Consider the following 20,954-nt stretch of genomic DNA (forward strand, 5'->3'; position numbering starts at 1 on the left):
CATATGCCGGGACCCGGAACCACGAAGGGAGGGCGCTCGGCGCCCGACAGGCGGCGCCCGGGTGCGGGCGCGGAGCGTCCGGCACCGGGACCGCCGTACTCTGCCCTTACCATGTCTGCGTCGTTTGGCTCGTACGAAGGCCACGGTCCGTACGAGGACCGTTACGAGCGTGCGCATGGCTCGGACAGCTACCCGGCCGCCGAACCGCCGTCGCCATGGGTGGTCGACGCCGCCGCGCCGGCCGGCCAGCGCAGCACTCCCGCCCCCGGGCGCTCGGGGCCGGTGACCGACTGGCGGCTCGCGGTCGACGAGTTCGGCCGGCCGATTCCGCCGCCGCCGTCGGCGCCCCCGCCCCAGCCAGATCCGCACCCGTCGCCGAGGCCGTCGCCGTCCGAGTACCAGGAACCGGTCGTCGGCCCCCCAATCTCGCCGCCGCACCTGCCCGCGTATGGGTACGCGTCGCCGACAGCGGAGCCATACCTGGACGGGCCCTTTCCGACCGTCTCCCGGCCGGGCAGGTGGCAGCCCGAGGTCACCTCGCTCGACGCGGTGACCACCCACGTGGTGACGGTGGACGAGTCGATGGCCGTCCCGCCGGCCCCCTACGCGGCGCTGCCCTCGGTGTCGATGCCGGCCGGTGTGGTGCCGGCGTCCGTGCCGGTGCCGGCCGGAAACACCGGGGTGGGCCTAACCGCCCTGGACGAGGGCGCGATCGACTTCGACGCGCCCCTTCCGCCGTATCCGGAACCATCCCCGTCGCCGTACCCGCAGCCTCCGCCCGCGCCACCGGCGCCGTCGTACCCGTCGTACCCGTCGGCGGCGTCGCCGGCCGGGTGGGACGTGCTCGTGGACGACGTCGTGCCGGGCCAGGGCGTGCGCCCGCCCGCGCCCGCGGCGCCCGCTGACCGGTTCGTGACGGTCGACCCGGTCGACCCGGTCGACCCGGTCGTCGTCCAGGGTCCAGCCGCGCCGGTCAACCCGGTCGCGCCGGTCGGCCCGGCGGTCATGGACGCCGTCCCGGTCCAGCGACCGCTGTCGCCCTTCGGGCCCGAGACCGTGCCGCCGACGCCGCCGGCCGCGAGTCCCCCGTTGGCCGGGACGGCGCCGTCTACCGCGCCGTCGACCGCGGCGTTGCCGGCCCTGCTGGCGGAGCTGGCCGCGACCGCCGCCGCGGCGGCCGAGGCGATGAACACGGCTGAGGGCGACGTCCAGAGCGCGTCCTCGGGGACCGTGACCGGTCCCGTCGCCCTGCGCCAGTCCGTCCCCGGAGTTCCCGGGGCCCGTGACGGGTTGTCGAGTGGCCTGGAGGCCGAACACACCGACACCCGCCGAGTGCCCGCCCCGCCCGTCGACGGGGGAGGCTGGGCCAGCCAGGAGGATCTCAGCGCCCGGTATGCGGTGGTGCGCGAGCAGGTCGACTACGCCCTGGCCGAGATCGCCCTGGCGCGGGCGGCGTTTCGGCGGGCCAGCGAGGACGACGGCCCCGGCTGGCCCTTCCGTGACAGCGAGCTGGACGTGCTGCGCCGCCCCGCCGTCGCCCGCGCGCTGGCCCGCGAGCTGGCCGGCATCGAGCGCCTGCGTGTTTGGGCTCAGGAGCTCTACTGGCTCCAGGAGCAGCACCGAAACTTCTAGCCCGACCCTTCCGCGGGGTCCCCGCCGATTTGCTACCGGTGGTGGAGGCGCCGAACGTACGGATGGGCATCGAGTGCCGACCAGCAAATCGGTGGGGAAGGTTGGGTCCGCGCGGCGGCGGTCAGCCCGAGGCGCAGGTGATGTTCGAGAAACCCTTCGCCGCGCCGGTCACCTTGTTGTCACAGCCGACGATGTTCAGGGTCGCCTTGCCGTCGTGGATGTAGACGCCGAAGCCCTCGCCGTCCACCGTCAGCCGGTTGGCGCGGATGGTGTTCTCGCGGCCCCAGCCCTTTGCGACCACGTGGGTCTGGATGCCGTCCTCGATGGAACCGCCGTCCGCCGAGCCCGTGTTGTTCTCCACCAGCCAGCCGTTGCCCTTGACGTCGATCCACGAGTCGGCCGCGATCATCCCGGAGCCGCTGAGCCGGTTGCCGCTGACGACCCCGCCCTCGGTGCCCTCCTTGATGTCGATGTTCTCGGAGGTGGTGCCGGCGATGTCGTTCCCGATCACCGAGTTGCGGTTGCTGCGGTCGGGCTCGCAGTTCGTATACGTGCACCAGTTGCTGGTGGCGCTGCCGACGTAGATGCCCTCGCCGAACTTCTCCGAGCGGTTGCCGGTGTCCCGGACGACATTCCCGATCACCAGGTTGTCGGTGCTGGCGGTGCGCAGGTGGATGGCCTCGTCGCCGATCTTGCTGACGTGGAGCGACGCGATGATCGAGTGATGAACGGAATCGGCCACCACGCCCTTGCGCCCGCCGCTGAGGCTGAACCCGACCACCCGGACCCAGGACACCTTGTTCAGGTACAGGAGGTACTTGGCGTCGTCCTCGCCGTCGATGACGGCGTCCGGCGAGCCACACAGCCAGACCGGGCTCGCCTCGGTTCCCGAGACCGTGATGCTGAAGTCGCCGACGTAACGGCCGGCGGCCATCCGGATGATGGTGCCGGGGTGGGCCGACTCCAGTGCCGCCGTCAGCTCGTCCGCGTTGTGCACGGTGGTGCCGCCCCCACCTGGGCAGGTGACCTTCCCGCCGGCCGGAGCGCTCGGGGCGGCACCGCCCGCTCCCACCGGGCCGCCACTCGGGTGCCCCTTCCCGTCACCCGGGCCCTGCGACGCGCTCGGGTTCGGTGAGGCCGCTGGCACCGACGCGAGCTCGGTGGGCCGGTCGCCGCTGCCGCCGCAGGACGCGGCGGCCAGCGTGGCGGCGATGACCAACATCGCCACGCGGACGGCTCCGCCGCCGCGAACCCGAGCCGACGCGCGGTCTCGCGGCATCGACATGGCGTTCACCGATAGTCACCCCGTCTTGATCAGTCACGCCGATTCCGCCTGCCGGCAAGTGGTGTCATCGTCCGGATCGGCGAGGTGGCCGTCGGTGCCCCGGGGCCTGATCGCGGTCCGCCGGTGGCGTTGGCGTTGGCGTGCGAGGAACGAAGTAGTTCGTCGTCGACTCGTCCTCCAGGCCCAGGTCCACGGCGGCGGGCGCCTGCTCCGAGCGGGTGTCACCGCCGGCGCCGGACGATCCCCTGCGCTGCACACGCATCACCGTCAGCGTCGCCTCGGCGTCGACGGGGGGATAGGGCGACGGTCCGCGGACCGGGCGCTGTTCGACCGGGACGTCGTACTCGCGGGCTTGCCGTGACCGGGGCACGGTCCGCACGGGGTCGGATGCGCGACCGCCGACGGCGGGCCGGCCGCGCGGACCCATGATCAGGTCCTGCTGGCCCGGCGGCCGCATGGTCCCACCGGTCAACCGCTTGAGCAGCAGCTCCGACTCCGGGTAGGGATGCGCGGCCGGCCGCTTCCTCGCCCGCCGACGGCTCCACCAGCCGAAGATCGGCAGCAGCACGACTATTCCCCAGACGAGGAGCGCCGGGTGCTGCTCAATGAGCGTGTACCAGTGGTGGGGCTTCAGCGACACCCACCCTCCGGTGCTGTTGTCGTGCACCTCGCGGGTGTTGATGCCGAGCGCCTTGCGGATGTCGATCGCCCGCCATCCCCGGCCGGCGAGCGTGTTGTTCTGGATCTTTGTGTCCGTGGCCTGGCCACGGATCAGGATCGCGTAGTCCGTGGCACCGGTTACCCGGTTGCGGCTGAGGATGTTCGTCGTGGCGTCCTGGACGACGATGCCTCGCTGGCTGTCGGTCATCGTGTTGTTGACCATTGCGGTGCGCCGTGCGTCCGGGCCGACCTGGATCCCCGTCTCGCTGGCGTCGTTCACCTTGTTGTCCGTGATCTGGGTGCCGTTGGCGCCGCTCTTGACGATGATGCCGACCTGGCTTCCGGTGACCTTGTTGGCCCGGACGACGGCGTTCTCACCCCCGACGACCCGGATCCCGTACCGCCCGTTGCCACTGACGGTGTTGCTGTCGATCAGGGTGTCCTTGATCTGGTTGACCTGGACGCCGGTCGCGGTCGCCACCACCCCGAGGCCACGGCCGTCGACCGTGATGCCGTCACCGCTGTTGTCGGTGACCGTGCTGCGCATGACCCGCGATCCGGAAGCGCGGTCAATGGTCATGCCGTCGCCGTGGTTGCGTGCCGCCGTGACGCCCGAGATCAGTGTTCCGGTCGCGTCCCGGTGGACGCCGAGCCCAGAGCGTTCGTTGTCCTCGAGCCGGACACCGATCATCTGGATGCCCTCGCTGCCGGAGATGTAGGCACCGTAGATGTTGTTTCGGAATATGGAGTCCGCGGCGCCGCCGCTGCTGGGCTCGCCCTTGCTCCCGGTCCAGGCGATGCCGCCGGTGCGTCCCGTCCAGAAGCCCAGGTTGCTCGCGTCGACATTGCGGACGATGAGCTCACCGCCCATCGTCCGGATGTAGGACCGACCGTCGACCGTGGTGGTGTCCGGCCGGAGGTTCTGCACGTCCCAACCGACGATGGGCAGCTTGTGGTCCGGCGACGCGCCGACGAACTCCAGCGCGCCGCGCCAGGCGGCGACGGTCGCGAAACCGGTTGGCCCGCTGGCCAGCCGGAGTTCGGTGGCCTGTGAGTTGATCACCAGGCGCGCCTGCGGCCCGACGAGCACGTTCGCCGTGAACAGCACCGCTCCATCGACCTCGCGCCGGCCGCCGCCGGCGTCGATCACATCGGCGGCCGTGTAGGGCTCCGACCGCGCCGGGAGCAGCACGGTCGGCAGGCTGCCCGCCGTCTCGACCAGGACCGGCTGGGTGAGCACACCGAAACGTTCGAACATCGTCCGTAGCCGGATGTCCTCGGCATCCACGAGCGTGGCTTGTTTCTTCGCGTCGGCCGACGAGATGGGAGGGAGAGGCTGTACGGAGGAGGCCTGCGCGGGCAGAGCGGCCAGGACGATGGCGGTGACCGCGGCGCCGGCGAGCAGACTCGCGATCAGCACCCGCGGGCGATGGGCCGGTTGGCTTCGCCGGGGCACGGTCATCAGGCACCCACCGTGGCCGTACCGGGCGCGACGGTCCTGGTGGAGGCGTCCGTCTGCCCCTCACCACCGATCATGTCGGCGCGTCTGGTCAGCCAGCCCTGCTTGTTCATGGACACGAAGGCCCACGCCTTGATCGGTAGCGCGACGACGATGATCATCAACACGGTAAGTGGGAGGATGAATATGTCCCGCGGGTTCTCCCTGAGATGCGAGAAACCGCGGATCATTCGGCCGAGGAGGAGCCAGCAGATCGCGATGATKGGTGCGTTCGCCTCGGGCCGGAACATCCACAGCACGAAGTAGGTCATCGCGACACCCATGGTCACCGGTGTCAGCACGATTTGGAGCACCCCGACCTGGGTGATGAGTGGCTGGCGCCACAACCAGCCCTTGTAGATCGCGGTGAGATAGGTGCGATAGGAATTACGACTCCATCGGACCCGCTGTTTGATGAACGCCCGAAGGCTGTCCGGGAACATCGACATGGCCCGGGCTGTCTCCTGGTGCACCGTCTTGTATCCGGAGGCCAGCACCAGCCACGTGAGCCGACCGTCGTCGCCGGCGATGCAACGGCGCCCGAGGAAGAACTCGTGCTCGAGGTTGTACAGGACGGGCTGGACGGCCGCGCGGCGGTAAGCCGCGGTCCGCCCCGACAGGCAGGCCACCGCGCCTACCCGGCCCTGGGCCGGGACGTAGTCGAGGTATCGGATGTCCACGAGCCAGTTGGCGACCCGCCGCCACACGCTGCTGCGTGGCTCATAGACGTTCTGCCGGGTACCGACCCCCCCGACCTCTGGATCGACGAACGGCATCTGCACGGCCGCCAGCAGGCCGGGCTCCCACGCCGTGTCCGAGTCGCACAGCACGATGACCTCGGACGTCGCCGCTGAGATCCCGACGCCGAGCGCGGAGCGCTTGCCCTCATGCACGAAGGGGATCACTCGGACCTTCGGGTCCGCGCGGCGGTCGAGCAACTCGATCAGCGCCGTGTCCTCGACGTCGGGGACGATGATGATCTCGGTCGGGTTCTGGGCGAGCCAGGTCTTCAGGCAGCGCTCGAGGACCTCTGGGTCCTCGCGGAAGGACGGAACGACGACAGATGTCGTCGTCCTGAAGTTGTTCCGTACAGGTCGGTAACGCATGGAGAACAGTCGTCGTGTGAGCCAGACCACCCACGAGATGACGCCGGCGATGCCGATCGGTACGAGACTTCGGTGGCTGGTTATGAAATCAACCGCCGTACTGAGCCATTGCATTGTCGCGGGACCCCCCAGATGCGACCCGTGGTCGGGCAGCTACGCGCCTTAGCGGCCCTGAATTCCGTCCCCGGCAAGTCAATGATCGATTTCTCCGGTGGACGCCAGTAGGCTAGCAGTGGTCCTGTCGGCACCGATGGTCGCCGCGCTCGCGCTGATCGTCAGATGGCGGATCTTCATATCCCTGGCGACTGCTCTGATCACGGAACGTTATATCTTTCCGTCCGTTGTGAATCTGTGGTCCCACAGTGGTCTCTGCGATTAAATCCCCGCAAGCCCCCGTATCCGCAATCGTCGCCTGGGCTGGCCGGTGTCTAGCTGGCCGGCGGCATTTGGCAACATGCCGTCCGGGCCGCATGGCTAGTTGGACCGGATGCTGAGCGTCATCACGTGACTGCTCATGGCGGCCGGTCGCCTTACGTATATGGGGGGAGTGCGAGCGTGCTTTCTGACACCGCGGTTTCGCGAGGAGATGGTCCGGCGGCCTCTGGTCCGCTGGTGAGGAAGATCAGCGTGGTGGGTACCGGCTACCTGGGTGCCACGCACGCGGTGTGCATGAGTGAGCTCGGCTTCACGGTCGTCGGCCTGGACGTCGACGAGGCCAAGGTGGCGAGCCTCGCTTCGGGTGTCGTGCCGTTCTTCGAGCCCGGGCTCGAGGAGCTGCTTCGCAAGAATCTCGAGTCAGGTCGGCTTACCTTCAGCTCGTCCTTCGAGGACGTCGCCGACGCGGACGMGCACTTCCTGTGCGTGGGTACCCCGCAGCGCGCGGGCTCGTCGGCGGCCGACATGCGCTACCTCGACAGCGCGATGGACGGTCTGCTGGCGGCCGGACTCCGGCCGGGAGCGCTGGTGATCGGCAAGTCGACCGTGCCCGCGGGGACGGCCGCCCGGCTCGCCGCCCGGCTGGCGGCCGAGGCGCCCCAGGCGGGCCTCGGCTGGAATCCGGAGTTCCTCCGCGAGGGCTTCGCGATCGAGGACACCCTGCGCCCCGATCGTCTCGTCTTCGGTGTGCCGACGGATGACGGCGGCCGGGCGGAGGCCGTCCTGCGCGAGATCTATGCCCGGCCGCTCGACGCCGGCACTCCCCTGATCGTCGCGGATTTCGCCACCGCCGAGCTGGTGAAGGTCGCGGCGAACTCCTTCCTCGCCATGAAGATCTCGTTCATCAACGCGATGGCCGAGGTCTGCGAGGCGACCGACGGCGATGTGACGGTCCTGGCGAAGGCGCTTTCCTACGACACCCGGATCGGCGGCCGATTCCTCGGGTCCGGTGTGGGCTTCGGCGGGGGCTGCCTGCCCAAGGACATTCGTGCCTTCCAAGCGCGGGCGCAGGAGCTGAACATCGGGCGCTCGGTCGCGTTCCTCGGCGAGGTCGACGCGATCAACCTCCGACGGCGGGCACGCGTCGTGGAACTGGCGACCGAGGTGATCGGTGGCGAGGTGACCGGGAAGCGGGTGGCTGTCTTCGGCGCCGCCTTCAAGCCGAACAGCGACGACATCCGGGACTCGCCGGCGCTCGACGTCGCCAAGGCGCTGTATGACGCGGGCGCGGTGGTCACCGTCTGCGACCCGGCGGCGATCCCGAACGCCCGACGCCGTCACCCTGAACTGCGGTACGAGCTGAACGCGCTCGATGCGGCGCTGGACGCCGATGTGGTGCTGCACCTGACCGAGTGGGCGGAGTTCCGCGAGATCGACCCCGCTGTGCTCGCGTCCGTCGCTCGTAATCCGGTCGTCATCGACGGGCGTAACACCCTCGACCCGGTGCGTTGGCGGCAGGCCGGCTGGACCTTTCACGCACTTGGTCGGCCGACCTTGTGAGGATCGGCGAACAGGAAACACGGTTGAACGGGGGAATGAGCCGGCGGGCGTTGATGCGCTCGTCGGCCGCCTGCGCGCTGGGGCTGGCGGCGGCCGGCCTCAGCGGTGGGCTTGCCGCCTGCGATTCGGGCACAGGGCAGGTCGATCCGGCGAGCGAGACGTTGCCGCCGGACACGTTGACGCCGGCCGCGGCCACGACCGCGCCGGCGGGTGCTCGCCGCACCCTCGCCAACCCGGGTGTCGCCAGGCAGTTCTTCGGCGAGAAGCTGGTCCCGACGACCCGGTCCAGCTTCGGACTCGACCTGGCCGAGGTGCTGCCGTCCGACGACAAGCGGTTCCCTTCTTTTCTGCGGGTGTCGATCCCGGTCGACGTCACGAACCCCGAGGAGACGCGGGCCTACCAGGACGGGGCCACCTACGGCGGCGTCCAGATGTTCGTCGACCACACCTTGCGCTCGCCGTACGAGCTCTACCTGCGTTATTACGTGAGATTTCCGCGGAACTTCGACTTCGGGAAGGGTGGCCGTCTGCCGGGTTTCTTCGGGACGATCGTGAAGAACCGGGTACGAACGGAGACGATGCGCAGCGGCTTTGCCACGCGTTTCGCGTGGAGAGATGGTGACTCCGGCCTCGTATATGCGAACACGGCCCGCTCCGATCATCCGACCAACACCGTGGGCAAGGACACCTGGCACTGGCCACGAGGGCGGTGGGTCTGCGTCGAGCAGGGTCTGAAGTTGAATTTCGAGGGTTTCGCCGACGGGCTGATGCTCATCTGGATCGACGGCCAGCTCGTGTTCAAGGACCAGAAGTTCAACCCCAGGATCTCCAACGACCTGAGGGTCGGCGGTTTCCTGGTGACGGCCACCTTCGGCGACGGCGGCGCGACCTTCAAACCGGCCTCGCCACAGACGATCGACCTGGCCGGCTTCGCCTATGACGTGAAGCGGCTCAACCCCCTCCCGAAGCCCGAGGACGGTTAGCCACCGCCCACGCTCGCGAACCAGGCGACGCCAAGAGCCCCAGCCACGCATGACCACGAAGTCGTCCTCCCGCAAAAGGCCAGTCCGGTTCGCAACGTTGAAACGTTCCGTAACTGAGCTGGCCCGGAGGCGCACCTCCGCGGAGGCCCGGCCACGAGCGAAGCGAAGTGGTTGGGCCGCAGCGGAGGTCGCCGGAGGGCACGTGAGCGGAGGAGGACACCGCGCGGAGGTCCCTCGGGAGCGAAGCGAGTGAGGGGCCGGAGCGCGGTGCCCGGACGGAGCGAACCAGCTACTCAGTGCGGTGGGGTCAGCATGACGACGGTGGCGGGGCCCTCGAGGCTGTCGAAGGCGCGGCCCGCCAGCGCGGCGGCGGTGATGTTGCCCTTGCGGTGGTAGCGCTCGAGCGCGTCCGCCAGGCTCACGGCCGCGTCGTCCTTGCGGTCGGCGCGGTGCAGCACCTCGGCGCGGGCGAGCAGCGCGGTGGCCTGGCAGTCGAAGTCGTCGGTCTTGCCGGCGAGGTCCACGGCGGTGTCGGCGAACCGCAGCGCCTCCGCGTCGCGGCCGCGGATGGCCAGCAGCCGCGCGTGGACGCCGCACCAGCCGGCCTGGGCGGGCAGCTGGTCGGTGGCGGCCGCGTCCCGGCAGCGGGTCACGTACTTGCCGGCCTCGTCGAGCCGGCCAAGCGCCAGCATGGTCTCGGCTAGCGCCGCGGCCCTGGTCGCGAGGTAGGCCCGCTCACCCATCTGGGACAGGCGCCGGCAGCTGCGGCGCAGCTCCCGTTCGGCGGTGGTGAGGTCGTCGGCGAGCAGCGCCACTCTGGCCACGACGAACCCGCTGTGCAACGGGTCGAAGCGTGGGCCGCGCAGATCCCAGACGATCTCCTCGGCGTCCTTGAGATGAGCCCTCGCGGCCTCCAGATCGCCGGCCATGGCGGTGAGCACCGCGAGCTGGGCGAGCAACGCCCGCCGCTGGCCGCGGTCGTCCCCCGCCTCCGCGAGCGCGGCCGTCGCGATCGCGATCGACTCTCCGACCGGCCGCGGCGTCCAGCTCAGCAGGCCGGTCAGCTCGCGGCGTAGCGACTGGGCCGCCCGCGGCACGCCCGAGTCCTCGGCGTGCCCGACCGCCATCTCCATCGCCTTCTCGGCCGCGGCGTACTGGCCGGCCGCGGTGTAGGCGGCGGCCTGGCTGCGGCAGGCCAGCGCCGCGCCGACCTCGTCGCCCTCGCGGACGAAGTCCGCCAGCGCCTCGCCGGCCTCCTCCAGAGTGGTGGCGACCAGCCCGTCCGGCTCGGTGGAGAACAGCACCCGGAGGTGGGCGAGCCGGGCGTGCGCCCGCAGCCCGTCCTCGCCGGCGCGCCGCGCCCGCTCGGTGACCTGGCGCAGGATCCGGTCGGCATCCGAGAGCCGGCCGAACGAGTACAGTGCCCAGCCCAGGTCGATCTCGGCCCGCAGGCGCAGCGGGTCCAGCTCAGGCAGCAGCACGATCGCCCGCTTGAGCAGCTGGGCGGCGCCCATCTCGTCGCCCTGGCGGACCCGGTCGGCCGCCTCGATCAGGCAGGTCGCGGCCTGCCGGCCGAGCTCGCCGATCGCCTCGTCCCGCTGGCCGAGCTCGACCCGGTAGCGGTAGGCCTGCTCCAGGTGGTAGCCGACCAGCTCGTCGTGCTCGCCCGGCCCGCCCAGCATCCTGGCCTGCAGCCAGCGGGCGAACCGCTCGTGCAGGTCGGCTCGCTGCCGCTTGGACGTCGCCTGGTAGGCGCAGTCGCGCAGCAGCACGTGCAGGAACCGGAACCTCTCGACGCCGGGCAGGTCCGAACGGTCCGGGTGGACCAGCTCCTTGCGGACCAGCGCCAGGCAGTGCGCCGCGACGTGGGGCCGCTCGTCGGGCTCGGACAGGTCGACGACGGCGTCCAGGTAGAACCGGTTGCCGACCACCGCCGCCCGCTCCAGCACCCGGCGCTCGGCGGCGTCGAGCCGGTCGAGCCGGGCGGCGAGCAGCGCCGAGATCGTCGGCGGGACCTTGACGTTGCGCAGGCTGCTGGTGGCCGTCCAGCGGCTGCCCTCCCGGCGCAGCAGGCCGTCGTCGACCAGTGCGGCGACCATCTGCTCGACGAACAGCGGGTTGCCCGCCGCCGACGAGGTGATCCGGTCGACCAGCTCCGGGGCGAGGTCGTCCGAACCCATCAGGCTGCGGATCAGCCGCTGGCAGCGCGCCTCGGTGAGTGGCTGCAGCAGCATCGACGTGGCGTTGAGCTTGCCGCCGCCCCACTGCCTGCGCTCCTCGAGCAGCTCGGGCCTGGTCAGGCTCAGCAGCAGGATCGGGGCGTCGCGCGACCAGTCGGTGATGTGCTCGACCAGGTCGAGCAGCGTCGGCTCGGCCCAGTGCACGTCGTCGAAGCAGAGGACCAGCGGGCGGCGTTCGGCGAGCGCCTGGAAGAACGTGCGGACCGCCCAGAAGCTCTCCTGGGTGCTCACCTCGGCGCCGCCGAGGCCGACCAGCGGGGCGAGCGCGGCGACCACCTCGGTCGCCCCGGCCACCCCCAGCTCGTCGAGCAGCTCGCGCAGCCGGCGCCGGCCCTCCGACGCCGGCGAGTCGGCCGACACCCCGGTGGCCTGCCGGACCATCTCCATCAACGGCCAGTAGGCGATGCCCTCGCCGTAGGAGAGGCAGCGCCCCCACAGCACGGTCGCCCGGTTCGAGACGCCGTCGCAGAACTCCTTCACCATCCGTGACTTTCCGATGCCGGCCGGGCCGAGCACCGTGAACAGATGACAGATGCGTTCCTCGACGACGGCCTCGAAGGCGTCCTGGATGCGTCGGCGCTCCCGGTTGCGGCCGATGACCGGCGCCGCGAGGCTCAGCGACGGCGTTCGGCTGCCGGGCCCGGCCGTCGGGTCGACCAGCGCGACCAGCCGGTGCGCCCGCAGCGGGTCGCGCTTGCCCTGGACGACGAGCGGGCCGACGGGGTCGACGGTGACGCTGGGCCGGATCAGCCGGTGGGTGTTGTCGCCGATCAGGATCTCGTCCGGGGCGGCCGCCTCCTCCAGCCGGGAGGCGACGTTGACCGGGTCGCCGGTGACGCCGCTGCCGGCGACGGTGACCTCGCCGGTGTTGATGCCGATCCTGATCCTCAGCCCGAGGCCCCAGTCACGGCGCAGGTCGGCGTTGAGCTCACGGATCCTGGCCCGGATGTCGAGCGCGGCCCGCACCGCCCGCAACGCGTCATCCTCGTGCAGCACCGGGATGCCGAAGACGGCGAACACGGCATCGCCGATGAACTTCTCGACGGTGCCACCGTGGGAGTAGATGACCTCGCGGACGTTCGTGAAGAACCGCCACATCATCTGCTGCAGCGGCTCGGAGTCGATGTTCTCGCCGATGTGGGTCGAGCCGGTGATGTCGACGAACATGATCGTCACCGTCTTGCGGGTCCCGCTGCGCGCGGTGGGCAGGGGGTTCCCGCAGCCGGAGCAGAACCGGGCGCGGTCCGGGTTCTCCTCCAAGCATGTCGGGCACGCCACCATGTGCCGGATGGTAGGCCGATCGGGTGGCCTGACGGCAGGGGATCTCGGCATCGGTCGCTCGCGTCGTGACTCGTCCCACACCGGTTCCTCCTGGGGGGTGCTCCACGGCCCGTCGCCGGGAGCTACCGGTCTGCCCGCTCGCGATCCCGAGGGCAACGGCCGCCAGGCAGGCGGAGAAAGATCATTTTCGCTCATCCGGGCAGGTCCCGGCGCAGCGCGACGAGCGCGGCGGCCGTCGCGGCGGCGGCCCAGCCGAGCGAGGCCCACAGAGACACCGCGTCCAGCTCCGAGGTCGGCCAGGCCAGCACGCCGAGCGGACTGCTGACTGGCCCGCGGAACCGGCTGGTGTCGCCGACCAGCTCGAGCAGGCCCACGCCGACCAGGCCAAGCAGCGCCGCGCTCGGGCCTCGGGTCAGTGACCCGACCGCCACGCCGACGACGGCGGCGGCGCAGACGGCGAGGACGACGACGGCGAAGGTGCCCGCGAGCTCACCCGGCCGGTCCAGACGCATGGTCCTGGCGTCGTGACGGGCGACGCCGACCGACACCCAGGCGGTGAACGTCAGCGTGGACAGGGCCGCGCCGAGCGCCACGACGGTCAACAGCTGCGCGCCGAGCACCCGATGACGGGCCGGTGTGACGAGCCAGGTGAGGGTGGCGGTGCGCCAGCGGAACTCGCTCGCCGCGATCTGGGCCCCGAGCGCCATCAGCAGGTAGCCGAGCAGCAGGCCCGACCGGGCGCGCAGGCCGTCCCAGGTACTGGCGGGCGAGGCCTGAGCACCCCAGAACACGAGCATCGGGATCTGGAGGAGCAGAAACAGCGCAATGGCGTTGCGTTGGCCGCGACTCGCGGTGATCTTGAAGAGTTCGGTGCGCACCAAGACGCCCAATCCGGCCGGCCGCTTGGTCCTGGCATGCGTCCGCGTAAGGGCGGACTTCCGAGCTGTCGCGGACTTTCGGGCTACAGCGGCGCCGCCGTGCGCTGGGCGCTGACTGTCGGTCGTGCCGCGACCAGGGGGAAGCATGGCGGTCATCGGCCAGCCACCTGGCGTCGCCCGGGGTAGGGCCCCGGTTCCTGGTTGTTCGCGTCGTCACTGGTCAGAGCGAAGAAGACACCCTCCAGGTCGGGCCCGGTGGTGCGCAGCTCGAGGAGGGGAATCTGGTGCTCGGCCGCCACCTGCCCGACCCGCTCGGCCCAGCCAGGCGGCAGCCGCAGCTCGTCCGGCCCCGCCCGTCGGACCGGGCCGCCCGAGCCCTCCGCCCCTCTCGACTCGTCGGCTGTGGCGTCGGCGTCGGCGTGAGCTTCGGCTTCGGCGGCGAGCAGGTCGGCGAGCAGGTCGGCGTGTCGGGTTCTGACGGTGACCGAGCCCTGGCCGATCTCGGGCATCGGGGCATCCAACGCGACCCGGCCGCGGTCGATGATGACGACGTGGTCGACGGTCTGGGCGACCTCGGCCAGCACATGGCTCGACAGCAGCGCCGTGCGGCCTTCGGCGGCCCAGGAGCGCAGGAAGTCGCGCAGCCAGCGGATGCCCTCCGGGTCGAGGCCGTTGGCCGGCTCGTCGAGCACCAGGAGCTCCGGGTCGCCGAGCAGCGCCCCCGCGAGCGCGAGCCGCTGGCGCATGCCCAACGAGAAGGAGCCGGTGGCGCGCTCGGCCGCGTCCTCGAGGCCGACGAGGCCGAGCACCTCCGTCACCCGACGCCTGCCGACCCGAAGAGGCATCGCGAGCGCGCGCAGGTGATCCACCGCGGCCCGGGCCGGGTAGGTGGCTGGCTCCAGCACGGCGCCGACCCGGCGCGCCGGGTCGGCGAGCTCCCGGTAGCGGAGGCCGTCGATCAGCGCGCGGCCGCTCGTCGGGGCGACCAGCCCGAGCAGGGCACGCAGGGTGGTGGTCTTGCCGGATCCGTTCGGCCCCAGGAAGCCGGTGACCGAGCCGCGCCGCACCGAGAAGCTGACGTCGGTCACCGCGTGCACTCGCCGGTACCGTTTCGTCAGGTTCTCGACAGAGACGATCAGGCTGACGGCGGGCCTCCCGCGACGCGACGACGGTGTTACCGGCCAAAGGGTGCGCGATGATCGCGAAGCCGCGCGCCCGGAGGCCATTGTCAAGTGTCCCAGGCCTAAGGGCACGCGATGGTGGCGAAACCGCGCGCCCGGAGGCCATTCTCAGGTGTTACTGGCCTAAGGGCACGTGATGGTGGCGAAGCCGTGCGCCCACAGGCCCGCTTCAGGGTTACGGTTCCCACGATAGCCAGCGGCACCGGGCAGGACGGTCAGGAGATGTCCGCCCACCGGAACTCGCCGTTGGGCTCGCGCAGGCAGGCGACAGGGCGGCCGGAGGGCCCCTGCTGGACCTGTCCCATGTCCGAGCTGTCGCACTCGGCGCCGGGTGTCGGCCCTTGCTGCTGTTGCTCGGGCGGGGCGTCCGACCAGCTGCCCAGGCCGTTCGAGCCGGTGGCCGGCGGGGCGCAGTAGAGCAGGAGGCCGTTGATCGCGATGGCGGGCGCGGTGTCCAGGCTCGGCGCGCAGGGCTCACCGACGAAGACGGGCGACGCGGACACGTTCGGCGCGGTGGGTGCCCCGCTTTCCCCGGAGGGGGTGGCACCGGCACCGTCGCTCGCCTGGCCGGAGCCGGTCGCCTCGCCGCCACCGGTCGCCTGGCCCGTACCGCCCGCGCCGCCGGAGCTCCCGGTGTCGCCACCGCTGGTCGCGCCGCCTGTGGTGGGCGCTGGCTGAGGGCTCGGTTCGGGAGTGGTGGGCGTCCCGCCCGGGTCCGCGGTGGTCGTCGTAGCGCCCTCGGGGGCGGACGAGCTGAGCGTCTCGTCCCTGTCCTGCCCGCATCCGGCCAGGGCGGTGGCGACCAGTAGCGGTAGTGCGCCCATCACGATCGCCTGGCGAACGAGACCAGGTCGCCGGCTCCACCGACGACTGAGACCAGGTCGCCGGCTCCGCCGGCGAACGTGCGTCCACCCGGCCACGGCCTACCTCCTCCCACCCGGCGGACCGCGGGCGTGCACCGGTCGCCGAGAGCAGCCGTCGATCACCTAATTACGAGGCGCTAACAAGCTATCGCGCTCCGTAGTGCTGCGCCGCCCTTCTGGCGGCTCTGTCAGTCGTGTCCGACGGGTACCCATCCCCCAGCTTAGATATGCCATTGATCGTTAGGTGGCTATCTGTCGTGGTTTGGGTGTGGGCGCCGGCCCGATCGGGTGGTCAGGGCGTCCGGTCGCCGCCGTGGAGTCGCATTTGCGTCCTGGTTACCGGCGAGTAGCATGGGGTATCACGTACTCGTCGGTAACCAGGCTCACCACGGCCCGGCGGGTCGCGGCGACGGCAGATTGGCTGACGGCGGCGAGATGAACCTCGCGGCCGGCGGCTCCACAAGACACCCGGCCAAAGGCCGCGCGACGACGGCGAAGCCTCGTCGCGGCCGGCGGCCTCAGCGGACATGGGGGCGGCCATGGGGCACTACCGGAGCAACCTGCGGGACATCGAGTTCAACCTCTTCGAGGTGCTGGGAGTCGACCGGACCCTTGGCACCGGCCCGTTCGCGGAGATGGACCGCGAGACCGCCCATGAGGTACTGGCCGAGCTGGAGCGGCTCGCGGCCGGCCCGCTGGGCGAGTCGTTCGCGGACGCGGACCGCAACCCGCCCCAGTTCGACCCGGCCACCGGCACCGTGCGGCTGCCCGAGTCGTTCAAGAAGTCCTTCGCCTCCCTGCAGGAGGGCGAGTGGTGGCGGCTGTTCGTCCCCGCGCACCTCGGTGGGCTGGGCGCGCCGCCCACGGTCGCCTGGGCAGCCTCCGAGCTGATCCTCGGCTCGAACCCGGCCGTGTTCATGTACATGGCCGGCCCGACGTTCGCCGGCATCCTCGACCGGCTCGGCACCGACTGGCAGAAGAAGCTCGCCGGCTGGGCGATCGAGCGGCAGTGGGGCGCCACGATGGTGCTCACCGAGCCGGACGCCGGCTCCGATGTCGGCGCGGRCAGGGCCAGGGCCGTCGCGCAGCCGGACGGGACCTGGCACATCGAAGGCGTCAAGCGGTTCATCACCAGCGGCGACTGGGACGTCCCCGAGAACATCTTCCACATGGTGCTGGCCCGGCCCGAGGGCCACGGCCCCGGCACCAAGGGCCTGTCGATGTTCATCGTCCCGAAGTTCATGCCCGACCCGAACACCGGTGCGCCCGGCGATCGCAACGGCGTGTACGTCACCAACGTCGAGCACAAGATGGGCCTGAAGGTCTCGGCGACCTGCGAGCTGAGCTTCGGCGAGCGGGCGCCGGCCGTCGGCTGGCTCGTGGGCGACGTCCACAACGGCATCGCCCAGATGTTCCAGGTGATCGAGCACGCCCGCATGATGGTCGGCACCAAGGCCATCGCCACCCTGTCCACCGGCTACCTCAACGCGCTCGAGTTCGCGCGTACCCGCGTGCAGGGCGCCGACCTCACCCAGGCCTCCGACAAGACCGCGCCGCGGGTGACGATCATCAACCATCCGGATGTCCGACGGATGCTGATGGCGCAGAAGGCCTACGCCGAAGGCATGCGCGCCCTGACCCTCTTCACCGCGTCCTTCCAGGACACGGTGGCCGCGGCCGAGGCCGAGGCGGGTGTTCCGGGCATCCACGACGCCCTGTCCGGCGCCGCCGGGCCGGACGCCGAGCGGGCCGCGCGGATGAACGACCTGCTGCTGCCGATCGTCAAGGGCGTCGGCTCCGAGCGGTCGTACGAGCTGCTGGCCAGCGCCCTGCAGGTCCTCGGCGGGTCCGGCTACCTACAGGACTACCCGATCGAGCAGTACATCCGGGATGCCAAGATCGACACCCTGTATGAGGGCACGACGTCCATCCAGGGGCAGGACCTGTTCTTCCGCAAGATCGTTCGAGACAAGGGCCAGGCGCTCACCGCGCTGCTCATCGACATCCAGACGTTCGCGAAGGGCGACGCGGGCAACGGTGCACTGGCCCGGGAGCGTGACCAGCTCGCCGCGGCGCTCGAGGACGTCCAGTCGATGGTCGGCGGGATGGTCGGGTTCCTGACGACGGCCGCCGACGACAAGCGCGAGGTCTACAAGGTCGGCCTGAACTCCACCCGGCTGCTGATGAGCCTCGGCGATCTGATCATCGGCTGGCTGCTGCTGCGCGGCGCGGAGGTAGCGCTGACGGCGCTCGCCGACTCCCCGGGACCCAGGGACGTGCGGTTCTACCAGGGCAAGGTTGCCGCGGCGAAGTGGTTCGCCGCCAATGTCCTGCCCGAGCTGCACGCTCGCCGCGTGATGCTCGAGTCCACCACCCTCGACCTGATGGATCTCCCCGAGGAGAGTTTCTAGCCGGCAAGCTCGTCGAACTGAGCCGCACGAAGCCCGCCTCCGTACGGCTCAGTTCCGACAGCGGAGCAACCCGGCCCCGCAAGGCTCTGGTTCTGGATCGGGTCTGGTCTTGATTTGGTGACGTTCCAGCGCAAGGTGACCGTGCGGCGCGGAGGCGCGCCTCCGCGGAGGCCTGCCTACGAGCGAAGCGACGTGGCCCCCGCAAGGTTCTGGATCGGGTCTGGTCTTGATTTGGTGACGTTCCAGCGCAAGGTGACCGTGCGGCGCGGAGGCGCGCCTCCGCGGAGGCCCGGCCACGAGCGAAGCGAAGTGGTTGGGCCGCAGCGGAGGTCGCCGTAGCGCCCGTGAGCGGAGGAGGACGGCGCGCGGAGGTCCCTTGGGAGCGAAGCGAGTAAGGGGCCGGAGCGCGCCGCCCGCACGGAGCGAACCAGAAACACTGTTTCCGACTAGGCCTTACCGGGGTACCTGATCCGGCATGGGAATCATGGCAAGCCTCGGGTTCTTCGGGTTCGGCGCGGTCTTGGCGTTCGCCGTCCGCGGCGACACACCAGGTATCGACCTCACGGCGGTCGGTGTCATCGTGATGCTGGTGAGCGTCATCGGCTTCGTGACGGCGCTCTACCGCGAGCGGTGGCGACGGCACGTCTTCGAGGAGTCCATCGAGCAGGGCACGCCTCCGCCGCTTCCGCCCGACGACGGCATCGTCCTCGTCGAGCCGACGGCCCCGCTCGTCGCTCCCGCGCGCGACATCGCCCCGGACATCCGTCACTGACTTTTCGCCGGATCGCGGTGCGCCTGGTCTCGCCGGCCGGCGCACTCCGGAATGAGAACGGTCCTGGGGGACCGGCAGCTCCGTGCGCCTGTCAGCAGGCGCGCGGCGGGGATGCGTGCGCTTTCTTCGCCCCTGGCCGACCTTTTTTCAGGATGTACGGAGAGGCGGGAACGCCTGGTCCAGCTCGTTGCGCATGTCGCGCTTGAGGATGTCGTCGGTCTCCGACGAGGGCTGGCCCTCGAGGAGGAAGCGGGCGACACGCAGGGTGAGATCGACCCGCTCGGCCAGGTTGAGCGCCCCGGTGAAGCGGCCGCCGGTGGTACCCGCGGACGAGGCAGAGGTGAGCACCTTGGCGACGAACTCGTCCGCGGCCAGCAGAGCCTCCACGCGCGTCATGCGGTTCACCCCTTTGTGTCCGGGAAGCCGGAGTCGTGCCGATAGCTGGGCGCGTGCGCCACGGTACCAGGCTGGCCCCGGCGGCCGTTGTTCGCCCCATCTGCGGCCTTTGCTGCTATCTACCACTCTTGGCCATCCTGGAGCCATCCGTTGCGCGACGGCGGGGTGGCGACGCCGGTAGTGATCTATGAGACTCGACGCCCCAGCGCCTCGCCCCAGCGCCTCGCCCCAGCTCCGGATCAGCTCCAGGCGAGCAGGAGCGCTGGGTCGGTGAGCATCGCGGCGATGTCGGCGAGCACGGCGGAGCCCAGCTCGCCGTCGACCAGACGGTGGTCGAAGGAAAGCGCCAGCTGCCCCACGGTGCGGACCGCGAGCTCGCCCTCATGGACCCACGGTGCCGGGCGAACCGCGCCCAGGGCCAGGATCGCGGCCTCGCCGGGGTTCAGCACCGGCGTGCCGGTGTCCACGCCGAACACGCCGATGTTGGTGATGGTGATCGTGCCACCGGTCAGGTCCGCCGGTCTGGCCTGACCGGCCCTGGTCCGCGCGGTCAGGTCGGCCAGCGCGTGGGCCAGCCCCGCCAGGTCGAGCCGGTCGGCGCCGGGAATGTTCGGCACCAGCAGCCCGCGCGGCGACGCCACCGCGATACCGAGGTTGACCGCCTCCGAGACGACGATCTCCGGGTCGCGCCGCTCGTGCTCGACCCAGCTTGTGTTGATCATGGGGTGCCGCCGGACCGCGACGAGGAGGGCGCGCGCGGCGAACAGCAACGGGGTGACCTTCACGTCGGCGAACTCCGGCAGCGCGGCGATCCGGTCGCGCGTGGCCATCGTCTCGGTCAGGTCGGCGGTCAGGAACTCGGTGACGTGCGGCGCGGTGAAAGCGCTGCTGACCATGGCGCGCGCGGTCGCCCGCCGCACGCCGGAGACCGGGACCCGCCAGGTCCTGCTGGCCGCGTCGAACGAGGCCTCGGCCGGTATCCGGCCGACCTGCCCGCCCCCCGCGCCGCCAGTGGCCGCTGCCTCCGGCCGGCCGGCCGGAGGCAGCGCCGACGGGACCGGCGGCTCCCAGGCGGCCGGCTCGGCCAGCCGTCCCGTGCTCTCCCGTCCGGTGCCCTCCGGCACGCCGGTCACCAGGCCTCGGGCCGCGGTCTCGACGTCGGCACGGCTGATCGAGCCGCCGGGACCGGTGCCGGAAAGCCGGCCGAGATCGACGCCCAGGTCACGGGCCAGCCTGCGCACCGGTGGCTTCGCCAACGCCCGATGGCCCCGCTCCACGGTCGCCGATGGGTCCGATGGGGCCGGTGGGGTGCCGGCCTGGGACGCCGGTACCGAGGGAGCCGCGGCCCGCTGCCCACGCCGACGCGCGCGGCCGAGACCAGCTGCTCCGATCGAGGCCCGTGGGCCGTAGCCGACGAGCATCGGCTCGCGCTCCCCGCCGCGGCGGGCCGGCACGTCGCGCACCTCCGACCCCGTCGCGGGCGGCCCCGTGGCCTCCGCCGGCGTCTCACCGGCCCGTTCACCGATGGATCCCACCGCCGGAGCGTGCGCCGGCGGGCCGCCACCGTCCGCGTCCGCCGGCTCGTCATCCTCGATGGTGACCAGCACCGTGCCGACCAGGATCGTCTCGCCCTCGGCGCCGTGCGTCGCGACCAGCCGGCCGGCGAACGGGCTCGGCAGCTCGACCAGCGCCTTCGCGGTCTCCACCTCGGCCAGCGGCTGGTTGACCGTCACCGTGTCACCCGCCGCCACCAGCCAGTGGACGATCTCGGCCTCCGCGAGCCCTTCGCCCAGGTCAGGAAGCCGGAACTCTCGTCGCGCCACCGTTCCCCCC

At 71.2% G+C, this 20,954-nt stretch carries 14 protein-coding genes; 5 read left to right on the forward strand and 9 right to left on the reverse strand.

Features of this window, described 5'->3' with window-relative positions; genetic code table 11:
- The first annotated feature begins 111 nt into the window (after positions 1 to 111).
- On the forward strand, positions 112 to 1,632 hold the full coding sequence (locus tag BCD49_RS44925; protein WP_007516192.1) for a hypothetical protein: 1,521 nt from the start codon (positions 112 to 114) through the stop codon (positions 1,630 to 1,632).
- Between the two features lie 121 nt (positions 1,633 to 1,753).
- On the opposite strand, the gene BCD49_RS08375 is transcribed toward BCD49_RS44925, so the two are convergent.
- The 3 genes from BCD49_RS08375 to BCD49_RS08385 form a co-directional block, all read right to left on the reverse strand.
- Entirely contained in the window at positions 1,754 to 2,854 is a 1,101-nt protein-coding gene (locus tag BCD49_RS08375; RefSeq protein ID WP_035926502.1) for a hypothetical protein, read from the reverse strand.
- Positions 2,855 to 2,981: 127 nt separating this feature from the next.
- The gene (locus BCD49_RS08380) at positions 2,982 to 5,039 is read right to left on the reverse strand and encodes a right-handed parallel beta-helix repeat-containing protein (protein ID WP_007516190.1); all 2,058 of its coding nucleotides are present in this window, start codon (positions 5,037 to 5,039) and stop codon (positions 2,982 to 2,984) included.
- Positions 5,039 to 6,295, reverse strand: coding sequence for a glycosyltransferase family 2 protein (locus BCD49_RS08385; protein ID WP_007516189.1), 1,257 nt, complete (start codon positions 6,293 to 6,295; stop codon positions 5,039 to 5,041). Before BCD49_RS08385 ends, BCD49_RS08380 begins: the two co-directional genes overlap by 1 nt.
- 495 nt (positions 6,296 to 6,790) lie before the next feature.
- Here BCD49_RS08385 and BCD49_RS08390 point away from each other — a divergent pair, with 495 nt between their 5' ends.
- On the forward strand, positions 6,791 to 8,116 hold the full coding sequence (locus BCD49_RS08390) for a UDP-glucose dehydrogenase family protein (protein ID WP_442960471.1): 1,326 nt from the start codon (positions 6,791 to 6,793) through the stop codon (positions 8,114 to 8,116).
- 23 nt (positions 8,117 to 8,139) lie between these two features.
- Complete coding sequence (locus BCD49_RS08395; RefSeq protein ID WP_232793933.1) at positions 8,140 to 9,099, forward strand: polysaccharide lyase; 960 nt, start codon at positions 8,140 to 8,142, stop codon at positions 9,097 to 9,099.
- A gap of 293 nt (positions 9,100 to 9,392) precedes the next feature.
- Here BCD49_RS08395 and BCD49_RS08400 read toward each other — a convergent pair whose 3' ends face one another.
- From BCD49_RS08400 to BCD49_RS08415, 4 genes are all read right to left on the reverse strand, one after another.
- Positions 9,393 to 12,620 carry an ATP-binding protein gene (locus tag BCD49_RS08400; RefSeq protein ID WP_035924376.1) on the reverse strand — a complete coding sequence of 1,076 codons (3,228 nt, stop codon included), beginning with the start codon at positions 12,618 to 12,620 and terminating at the stop codon, positions 9,393 to 9,395.
- A gap of 191 nt (positions 12,621 to 12,811) precedes the next feature.
- Complete coding sequence (locus BCD49_RS08405; protein ID WP_035926496.1) at positions 12,812 to 13,498, reverse strand: hypothetical protein; 687 nt, start codon at positions 13,496 to 13,498, stop codon at positions 12,812 to 12,814.
- Between the two features lie 152 nt (positions 13,499 to 13,650).
- Entirely contained in the window at positions 13,651 to 14,724 is a 1,074-nt protein-coding gene (locus BCD49_RS08410; RefSeq protein WP_007516183.1) for an ATP-binding cassette domain-containing protein, read from the reverse strand.
- 170 nt (positions 14,725 to 14,894) lie between these two features.
- Entirely contained in the window at positions 14,895 to 15,503 is a 609-nt protein-coding gene (locus BCD49_RS08415; protein ID WP_007516182.1) for a hypothetical protein, read from the reverse strand.
- A 578-nt stretch (positions 15,504 to 16,081) separates the two neighbouring features.
- Between BCD49_RS08415 and BCD49_RS08420 the strand changes: the two genes are divergently transcribed.
- Both BCD49_RS08420 and BCD49_RS08425 read left to right on the forward strand, forming a co-directional pair.
- The gene (locus BCD49_RS08420; protein WP_071041353.1) at positions 16,082 to 17,953 is read left to right on the forward strand and encodes an acyl-CoA dehydrogenase; all 1,872 of its coding nucleotides are present in this window, start codon (positions 16,082 to 16,084) and stop codon (positions 17,951 to 17,953) included.
- A gap of 475 nt (positions 17,954 to 18,428) precedes the next feature.
- Positions 18,429 to 18,725 carry a hypothetical protein gene (locus BCD49_RS08425; RefSeq protein ID WP_007516180.1) on the forward strand — a complete coding sequence of 99 codons (297 nt, stop codon included), beginning with the start codon at positions 18,429 to 18,431 and terminating at the stop codon, positions 18,723 to 18,725.
- 147 nt (positions 18,726 to 18,872) lie between these two features.
- On the opposite strand, the gene BCD49_RS08430 is transcribed toward BCD49_RS08425, so the two are convergent.
- Entirely contained in the window at positions 18,873 to 19,121 is a 249-nt protein-coding gene (locus BCD49_RS08430) for a hypothetical protein (RefSeq protein ID WP_007516179.1), read from the reverse strand.
- A 239-nt stretch (positions 19,122 to 19,360) separates the two neighbouring features.
- Positions 19,361 to 20,944: a dihydrolipoamide acetyltransferase family protein gene (locus tag BCD49_RS08435; RefSeq protein WP_007516178.1), complete on the reverse strand. Its 1,584-nt coding sequence runs from the start codon at positions 20,942 to 20,944 to the stop codon at positions 19,361 to 19,363.
- Between the last annotated feature and the right edge of the window lie 10 nt (positions 20,945 to 20,954).

The sequence above is a fragment of the Pseudofrankia sp. EUN1h genome (assembly GCF_001854645.1).
GTDB lineage: Bacteria > Actinomycetota > Actinomycetes > Frankiales > Frankiaceae > Pseudofrankia > Pseudofrankia saprophytica.